General features: G+C 50.9%; 1 protein-coding gene and 1 pseudogene. Both read right to left on the reverse strand.

Going from position 1 to position 10,167, the window contains the following annotated elements:
- Positions 1-3: 3 nt before the first annotated feature.
- Positions 4-6,600, reverse strand: a pseudogene (locus tag MAMMFC1_RS23035) (SDR family NAD(P)-dependent oxidoreductase); the annotation flags it as partial.
- A 27-nt stretch (positions 6,601-6,627) separates the two neighbouring features.
- Complete coding sequence (locus MAMMFC1_RS20340) at positions 6,628-10,161, reverse strand: beta-ketoacyl synthase N-terminal-like domain-containing protein (RefSeq protein ID WP_197723858.1); 3,534 nt, start codon at positions 10,159-10,161, stop codon at positions 6,628-6,630.
- Positions 10,162-10,167: the final 6 nt, after the last annotated feature.

Raw genomic sequence — 10,167 nt, forward strand, 5'->3', positions numbered from 1 at the left:
GCTTCTGGCAAGGGTTTTATGTTTAAGTTGCAATAAGACTTTGATCACACCGGCGATGCCGGCGGCAACTTCCAAATGCCCAATGTTGCTTTTTACCGAACCCACCCCGCAGTGGCTGCCGGCAACCCTCGAATTCCCCGCGGCCTGATAGAGATCCTTAAAAGCCGACTTCAGCGCGTTGATTTCAATGGGGTCGCCAAGTTCCGTACCTGTTCCGTGGGCTTCAATGTAACTGACGGTCCGCGGATCAATCCCCGCCTTTGCATATGCTGCTTTCAACACTGCCGCCTGCGCTTTTGGATTGGGCGCCGTCAGGGAATTGGCCCGGCCGCCGTGATTCTCGGCTGAGCCGCGGATTACCCCGTAAATATGATCCCCGGCTTTTTCCGCAGCTTGCAATTTTTTCAGGAGAATCATCCCGGCCCCTTCGCCGCGCACGTAGCCGTCGGCTTGATTGGAAAAAGGCTTGCACTTGCCATCTTCACAGAGCATGCCGGCTTTGTTGAAACTAATATAGCTTTCCGGGCTTACCAATATATTAACACCACCGGCAATCGCCATTTCACAGTTCCCGTTCTCAATGGCGTTCACGGCCCGGTGGATGGCCACCAGCGCACTGGAACAGGCGGTTTCAATGGGTTCGCTGGGTCCGTGAATATTGAGAAAATAGCTCATTCGATTTGGTCCCACGGAAGGGACCATCCCAGGGTTAAAATATCCTTCAATAGCTGCATTCGCCTGGCAGATCAAGCCGCTATACCCACTATATATTGTTCCCGCAAAAATGCCGGTATTGGTCCCTGACAAGCTTTGGGGCGAATAGCCCGCATCTTCAACGGCCTTCCAGACATAGGTCATCAACAGGCGCTGCTGCGGATCCATGAATTGGGCTTCTTTAGGTGAAATGCCAAAAAACAGGGGATCAAACTTATCGGCTTCGTCAATAAACGCCCCCCATTTGATATTTGTTTTATTCGTCTCCTTTCTGGGATCACCGTAATATTGCCGCCAATCCCAGCGGCCGGGGGGAATTTCGGTAATACAGGCTTTCCCCTCGGCAAGGTTTCGCCAAAATTCATCTAAATCCCGGGCCTGGGGAAATATACCGCTCATTCCCACAATCGCAATGGGTTCAGGCATTGCTGCATCCGGTTTTGGCAGGAACGCTGCCGGCAGTCTCGCCAACCGCGGCTGCCGCCTTTCAGCTGACAAGTTCACACCCGTTCCCTCTTCCATGGCTTGCCGGGGTATGGGTATTTCAAGTCCGGCTGATATTGTATGCCGTACTGCAACAGCTGCCTGATGTTCCGCCAGCAAATAGCTGGTGAAATCATGGAGGGTTGAATGTTCGAAAAATATGGTGGGGGCCAGCTCAAGCCTGTATTCTTTATTAAGCTCATTGGCAAATTCAGTAAAGGTAATGGAATCAAATCCATATTCGCTCAGTTTGGTGTCGGCCTCGATACTATTGGGCTTAACCTTGAGTAATTTGGATACAATTTGCCTCAAGGCCAGCTGTACTTTGTCCGGCAAGCCGGCTGCAGCCGTCCCCGTTAGCGTGGCGGCAGCCGGGGATTGGTTAGGCTCCGGTGCGGCAACCGCTGTTTGGACCAGCAATTTTTGCTTGATGCGGGCAGGATTGCCGGCCACCACCATTATCTGGTTGCTGCCGGCGGCTAAGCTTTGATACAACGCGTTAATGCCGGTTGAAGTCCGGAGGGGAATGATGCCAAAATTTTGCTGCATCAGCTTTTCGGTTTCCCCATCAACATGCATCCCGCCCTCTTGCCACAGCGGCCAATTGATTGACAGGGTTTGACCCTGGCGCTGTTTCGCCGCCACCAGTTCGTTGCGATAGCCGGCATAAGCATCCATAAAAGAATTGGCCGTGGCGTAATCGGCCTGGCCCGGATTGCCTAAGCTTGCTGCTATCGAGGAAAAAAGAATAAAAAAATCAAGACTTAGATCCTTGCTGGCCTGATCCAGATTTACCAGCCCGGTGACCTTAGGCGCCAGGACTTCCTGCAATTCCGCCTCGCTTTTCCTGAGGATAAAGTTGTCGCGAATTATCCCGGCGCCATGAACGATGCCGTTGAGGCTCCCGTAGTCCCCTTGAATGCTTTGGATCAGGCCGGCAACCGCCTTCTTGTCGGTTACATCCACTTGCCGGTATTCGATCCGGGCGCCTAAATCCCGCAGTTTCGCAAGTTGGGCTTGCTTGTTTTTATTAAGGGGCGATCGCCCGGTAAGGATTAGGGTCACATTCTTAGCCTTGGCTGCTATTTCGCCGGCAAAAATAAGCCCCAGGCCGCCGGCGCCGCCGGTAAGCAGATATATTCCCTGATCCCGCCAGGGAATGCCCGTCCCTTGCCGGTAATTTTCAACTTGCCCCCAGCCGCTGACCCACCTTTTTCCATTTTGATATCGAATGTGATTATTACGGGGACTTTTGCTGTTTTCCTTTATTTTTTCGATAATTCCTGCCGGATCTTCCCCCGGTTCCACTTCGATCAGTTGTCCGATAAGTTTTGGGTTTTCAAGTTGAGCGGTTTTCAATAGTCCGGCAAGTCCGCGCCAGAGTTGCCGTTCGCTCCGGGTAGAAACTACAATCTGCAGCAACACCTTGCCCATGGGTTTACTTTTAATGATGCTTTGGATTTCGTTAAATACCTGGGTTGCGCAGGTCTGAAATCCTTCCGCAATATCTGCAATATCTTCCGGATTGGATTGCAGGGTAAGGCAGCGAACTTCGTTTAGCCGGCTTTCAATGCTGTCTTGAGTATTTTTATCCGCCTCGCAGAGGATTACCAAATGCTGATAGTAGTCAGGCACTGTGGCTCCCTGGATAGTTCCCTGTTCCTGCCAGCAAGGCTGAACCATCAGGACCCCCTCGGTTGCCGCCAATGCCAGGGAACTTTCTTCCCTCTCCAGCACTTTATACGACAGCCCTTTCAGCCGCACGCAAATCTTTCCCTGCTGGTCGCATAAATCAATATCGAATTTATGCACTTTATCCCCGGCTGTGTTGTCGTCACTGTAGCGAAGCAGCGACCACATTGTCGCCGTAAAATCCCCGAGGATTTCCAGTTCCTGCAAGGCAAACGGCAACATGGGACTGCTATGGCGACCCATGCTTAAACCCAGGGGCGACTGCACGGCGCCGTCTATCAGGCTGGGATGCAGGACATATTGATCTTTCAGGCCGGCGACGGCAGCGGGCAATGACAGTTTCGTCAATACCCGGCCCGCCCCCACGTATATCCTGTCGATTCCCTGGAGTCCCGGACCAAGGTTGACCCCTATGGCCCGAAAGGCTTCATAAAATTGAGCAGCCGAAAAAGTGTTTTGGCTGCACTCCGCCTGTAAAGCCTTAATATCTAAGTCTGGAATTTGGGGAACTTCTTCCGCCGTACTCAGTACGGCCCTGCCCCGGCTGTGTATTACCGGCGCTGCGCCCGCTGCCGGCGGCTCGCTATAAATTTCATAGTCAATTTCACCGCTGTCTTTGGGATAAAGGCTGATGTGCGTCTCAACCGGCTGATCCAATACAACAATAGGGCGGGTCCAAACCACATTTTTAAGGCGAATTCCCGGCCGGCCTTCTTTCAATGCCCCGCCCGCCATTTCTACTGCGGCGCGGGCAATTTCAAGATAAGCCACTCCCGGCAGGATCCGCTGACCTTTTATGATATGATCCGCCAGAAAGAACTCCTGCCCGGTAAAGGTCGAACTAAACCGCTGCACGAACAAATCGGAAGTGTTTTGCTGCAGCAGCGGATGAATTGCCGGGCTGAGGCGATTCATTTCCTTCCTGGCTCTGATATTATCCCTTGGCGGCAGCCAATAGCGTTCTTTGGCAAAAGGATAGGCAGGCAGACTGATGCGGCGGGGCTTGCGGTTGCCGTACAGTTGGTTCCAGTCAGGATTCAAGCCTTTCACCCATAATTCCGCCACTTTATTAAGTTTCTTTTTTTGTAGCCAGGTTTGCAGCAGGAATGCAGCGTCTTCGTCGTCTGCCAGGGCCATGACTCCCGCCTGGCTTTTTGGCGCCTGCCCGGTTAGTACTCCCGCCGCCGGCTTGTTGTCAATAAACCCCGTTAGTGCTTTAAGCAAGGCCTCCCGCGAATCTGCCGGGAATGCCAGACGATTATTCATGGCCTCCCTGCCTACCTGTAAGGTGTAGGCCATATCCGCCAAGTTGAGATCTTCCTGTGATTCAATCCAGTTCCTCATACATTCGGCATAGGCTATCAACTGCTCCGGCCTTTTTGCCGATAGTACAAACAGTATGGGATTATCGGCGCCGGTTAGTATCGGGGTTATAGCCGCATCAGGTCCGGGTTGATATTCTTCAATAACAATATGGGCATTAGTCCCGCTGAAGCCGAAGGAACTCACGCAAGCCCGCCGGGGAATGCCGGGGGAAACTTCCCATGGCTGCAGTTGGGTATTGATATAAAACGGACTATTTTCTAAAAATATATGTTCATTTAAGGCGGCAAAATTAATTGTGGGCGGCAGCATCCGGCGCCGCAAGGCCAATAATATTTTAATCACTCCGGATATTCCCGCCGCTGTCAGTAAATGCCCGATATTACTTTTCACCGATCCCAGGGCGCAATAGTTCTTTTTGTCGGTAAAGGACCGGAATGCGGCGATAAGTGCTTCCACTTCAATGGGATCACCCAGCTTTGTCCCCGTTCCGTGAGCTTCCGCCAGGGAAATTGTAGCCGGATTAATGCCAAAATTCCGGTACACCTCCTGCTCCAGGAGAACTTGCGAATTCGCGCTGGGAGCGGTCATACCATTCGTCTTGCCGTCCTGATTAATCCCCCAGCCGCGAATTACTCCGTAAATTGGGTCCTGATCCCGTACCGCCTCCGAGAACCGTTTTAATAAAATAACTCCAACCCCTTCGCCGGGAACAAACCCATTGGCGCGATTGTCAAAAGTGAAGCATTTGCCATCCGGGGATAACATGCCTGATTTACTGGTCTTGATATGCATGGCCGGCCCTGCCGCCACATATACGCCGCCCGCTAACGCCAAATCACTGGTCTGTAATATCAGACTGTTGCAAGCTTCCGCTACCGCCACCAACGAGGATGAGCAAGCAGTGTCAATAGCCAAACACGGCCCTTTTAAATTTAACAGGTAGGAAATCCGGGCGCTTAGAATGGAAATGGCTTCGCCCATAAAGCTTTGCAGGCTTAGTTGTTCCTGATCTATGAATTGCCCGTAGTCGCCGGCGCCGCAACCTACAAAAACCCCGCAACGGCTTCCCGATAATGAAGCAAAACTCAGACCGGCATCTTCAAAACAATGCCAGCAGTTTTCCAAAAATAGCCGTTGCTGCGGATCCATCAATTCAGCTTCCGCCGGCGATATATTGAAAAACAGCGGATCAAACTTATCCGCATCCTCCAAGGCCCCCATCCATTTGGAGGAGGTTTTTCCGGGAACTTTCGGATCCGGATCATAGTACTCGTCTATAGACCACCGGGCGACGGGAATTTCGGAAATACAATCCCTGCCCTGAACCAGGTTGTCCCAAAATTCGGCTAAGTTTTTTGCCCGGGGAAATTGCCCCGACATGCCGATAACGGCAATAGAATCGGGAGGCGGGAGTTCCGCTTTAGCCGCTTGGGCAGGGGTGGAATCCCTCGCCGGAATTTCCGTGTCCGGTTTTAGCCGTAAGGGTTCACCCTGGTTTACTGACTGATTGTATAATGATTGAATTCTTTCTTTTACTTCCGGTTGGTTCACAAATGTTATTGCATGCATCTTCAGTTCCTTGTCAATTTTATCAGCTAACCGGCTTTTAATAGCTTCCGTCATATTATCCTTTAATGCTATTAACGATTCCCGGGGTGACTCGGCTAACTTGCGGGCTAATTGTACCGCATACGGCAATACTTCTTTTCTTGGTAAAACCGGAAACGGCACTCCTTTTGCCTCCAGCTCTGCTCCGCGAAAATTTCTGCCTGTAAATAATATTTCCTGGGCTAAACTAATCCCGAATTTTTCCGGGAAAATTAAGGTGGCGCCGGCGCCGGGAGTAAAACCGTAACTCATATAGTTGCTGGCATAAAAACTTTCCCGGCTCATTATTATGAAATCACAAAACATTCCCATAGACCAGCCGGCGCCGATTCCGTGGCCTTGCATCGCGGCAATTACCGGGATCTTGCAGTCCAATGCCAGGCTGTGGATGTTGCTGTCGGTAAATTTTGTCCTGCCTTCGTAGATGGACAGTAATGACTCCCGGGTCCCGCCGGCGGCAAAATAGCTGTCGTATCCGGTCAGAATCACAGCCTTGTAACCTGGATTGGATTGGATTAATTCAAATGAATGGATCAGGCCGCGGATCAATTCCTGGGAAAATGTATTTTTATTGATCCGGTCCTGCATTGTTAATTGAACAATGCAAGGTTCAATTTCCTGTAAATCAACCACCGGGGTTTTTCCGGACAACTCCAACGAAGGAAGGCTTGATGCTTGCTTCTGTTTATCAACGAGCACTTTTGATAATTCTCTCTCAGCATCTTCCGAACTTAGTTCTCCGGCTTGCAGGGCTCGGAAAATCTCGTCTGAATTCATATTAACCTCCTGCTAATAATGTCATTATCAGTTATGAGTTTCATATAGCTGAATCGTTTGGAATATGTGGTTAGCCTTCTCAATATTTATATCCCCCTGCCGCACCAGTTGTACCAATTCTTGCAGGGAAGGAACCGGGCTTGATTCCGACGGAGCTTGATCCAACCTTTGTCCGGCTTTATTTAATTCTTTTTCCAGGAAACCGGCAAATTCACGAACAGTTGGATAATCATAGACCTTAGTTGCTATAATTGAGGTGCCGAATCGGGTATTAATCTCCTGAATCCATTCCACACCCACAATTGAATCCAGTCCTATATCAATGAATTTTGCATCTATATCCACATCACTGGGCTTCAGGTCCAAAACCCTGGCCAGGATTGTTGTCAGCTCTGCCTGTAATGACTCAGCCGCAAATGACTCAGCCGCAATGGAAGCAACGGATGAATGAAACTGCCCTGGGCGCTCATTTGCTTCCGGAAGTGGAGCCACCGCCTCTTTTTCCGGTGCTGGTAATGGTAATGGGATGGATTCAAGGGTAATTTTCGCGGGAATCCGGTTTGGGTTTGAAATCGCCGGATTGCTTAAAGTTTGTTTGTCCAACTCCACGGCTCCCGCTTCCAGAAGCGGGAGTTCCACTTTGGCCGTTTTGGCGGGGGTAAAATTCGCCGCCGAAGTCTCCATGTCCGGCTTTAGACGGTCGGGTTCACTTGCTTCTTGCTGCAGAAAGCCGGCAAATTCACGAATTGTTGGATAGTCATAAACCTTGGTTGCCGCAATGGAAGTACTGTACTTTGCATTGATCTCCCGAATCCATTCCACACCGACAATTGAATCCAGTCCCATATCAATAAATTTTTCGTCTATATCAATATCGCTCACCTTCATGGCTAAAGTCGCGGCCAGGCTTGTTGCCAGTTCTGCCTGGAATAATTCCGCCGACTTAGCCGGCGGAACACGAGTCATGGGTATAGATTCAGCCTTATCGCCGGACCGGGGCGATGAGACGCCGGGCAACGACAAGGTTATTGATTGCTGAATTCGACCCGCGGATTCACTTGCAGGCTTATCCAGGGCGGCAACAGCCGGGCTTGCGGTTGTGTTGCCGGCGGCTTTGCTCTCAGTCATAGGCGCCCAGTAGCGTTCTCGGGCAAAAGGATAAGTGGGCAGGCTGATTCGCCGGGGCTTGATGCCGCCGTAGAGTTTATTCCAATCAATATTCAAACCCCTGACCCACATATCTATAAGTCCCGTATAGTTTCCCTTAGCCATCCAGGTATCAACTGTTGCCGCCAGCATTTTTACCATATCTTCATTATCTTCATTGGCAATAAAAACAGCAAAAGCCTCTTTATTGCGCTTTACCTGCCCCCGGTACAGTTCTTCAACACCATCAGGGCTGTTCCCCAGGCCGTTCAAAAAGTTGTTCAATTTTTCTCTGAGTTCTTTGATGGATTTGACGATCATACCCAATCGTTCGTCCATAGCTTCTCTTCCCACCTGAAGGGTGTACGCCGCATCGGCCAGGTTGACATCGGTAAGTTGCTGCCCGTCGATAGCGGCTAACATATTCCGCGCCTGGGCATAGAGCTGATCCTCATTCTTTGCTGATAACACAATTATTGCCGGCGTCTGGGTGGTGATTGCAATTGAAGGCCGCTGTTCATCTTCAGTTATGTATTCTTCGATCACCACATGAGCGTTTGACCCGCCGGCGCCAAAGCTGCTCACACCTGCCCGCCGGGGAATTTCCCGGCCATTGATTAATGGCCGTTGCCATTCCGCATATTCTTGCTGGACGACAAAGGGAGTATTACTGAAATCAATGTTGGGATTTAAGGTCTGAGAATGGAGTGAAGGCGCCAGTTGTTGGTACTTTAACTGCAACAATACTTTCGTTACTCCCGAAATGCCTGCCGCACTCTCACAATGTCCGATATTCGACTTGACCGATCCGATAGCGCAGAACTGTTTGTCTTGGGTGTATTGCCGGAAGGTTTTCGTCAAACCGGCGATTTCGATTGGATCGCCAAGAGATGTACCGGTGCCATGGGCCTCCAGATAACTAATTGTCCTGGGATCAATCCCCGCCTTGGCAAAAGCTCTGCCAATAACACTGGCCTGGGCGTTGGGATTGGGCACCGTGTAGCCGTTGGTTTTTCCCCCATGATTGATGGCCGTTCCTTTGATGACGCCATAAATGTGATCCCCGTCGGCAACAGCTTTTGACAGCGGTTTTAAGAGTACCGCGCCTACGCCTTCTCCCGGTACATAGCCGTCGCCCCCTTGCCCAAAACTTTCGCAGCGCCCTTTGCTCGATATAAACCGGCCCTGGGCCAGATATAGATATTTGTTAGGATGTATTGAAACATTCACGCCGCCGGCAATGGCCAGCCCGCATTCCCCTTGCCTCAGGCTTTGGCATGCCAGGTGAATCGCGGTCAAAGAGGAGGAACACATGGTATCCACAGCCATACTGGGTCCATGGAAATCAAAAAAATAGGAGACCCGGTTAGCTATTGATGCTGGACTCCCTGCTAAAGCAACCGGCCTGCCCCGGCTCTGTTCCTGAGCCCCGTAAAGCTGGTATTCCTCGTACATTACCCCCGCATAGACCCCTACATTGCCTTCCAGATCAAAACCCCGGCACTGTCCGAGAGTGCCGCGGGTATAGCCGGCATCTTCCAAAGTTTCGTAGACGCATTCCAAGAACAAACGTTCCTGCGGATCCATAATTTTTGCTTCCCGGGGCGAAATATTAAAGAAGCGAGGATCAAACCGGTCCATACCTTCTAAGAAGCCGCCCCATTTGCTATAGCTTTTCCCGGCCTTGCCCCTGTCGGCATCGAAGTACAAACCGTAGTCCCAGCGGTCTTGAGGAATTTCAGTGATACAGTCCCTGCCGTCCCGCAGGTTGTGCCAGAATTCCTGCATATTTTGCGCCCCGGGATATCGTCCGGCCAGACCAATTATGGCGATATCCAAGGCCCTTATTTCCTGTTCCGCCGCCGCAGCAATGGGCGGGGCCGGGAAACGGAGTCGCCGCCGGCCCCGGAAGGCCAATTTTTCGACTTCCGTCGCAGCCGCGGGCTCCGGGACATTCCGCCGGGATGCCGCCGCTTTTTCCTCAATTCCCAGAATATTTATCAGTTGTTCCCGATAGTTTTCGGTAAAATATCTGCTCAGTTCCTGAATATTTTGGTATTCAAAAAGCAGCGTCCTGGGTAGTGTCCCGAAAGTCTTTTCCAGTTGACCGGTTAATTGAAGGACCATAACCGAATCAACTCCATACTTTTCGAGGGGAGCATCCGCTTCAATTTGCCGGGCGGACAGCTTAATAACCGCTGCCAGCAGTGTCTTTAAATAACTTGTGGTCCTTGCCCGGAGCAAATCTTCGCCAACTTCCGGCACTGCCTGCTCTTCCCCGGGGACAGAAGAAGATTGGGAAATGATTTTCTGTTTGCGCTGAGCCTCAAGGAACATAAATTGTTTGGCAGCATCCTGGTGATTTATCTTTCCTGCTTTTATTTGCTCACATAATATTTTTATTTGATTATCCATTCTGCC

It is taken from the genome of Methylomusa anaerophila (assembly GCF_003966895.1).
In the GTDB taxonomy this organism is placed as follows: Bacteria; Bacillota; Negativicutes; order Sporomusales; family Sporomusaceae; genus Methylomusa; species Methylomusa anaerophila.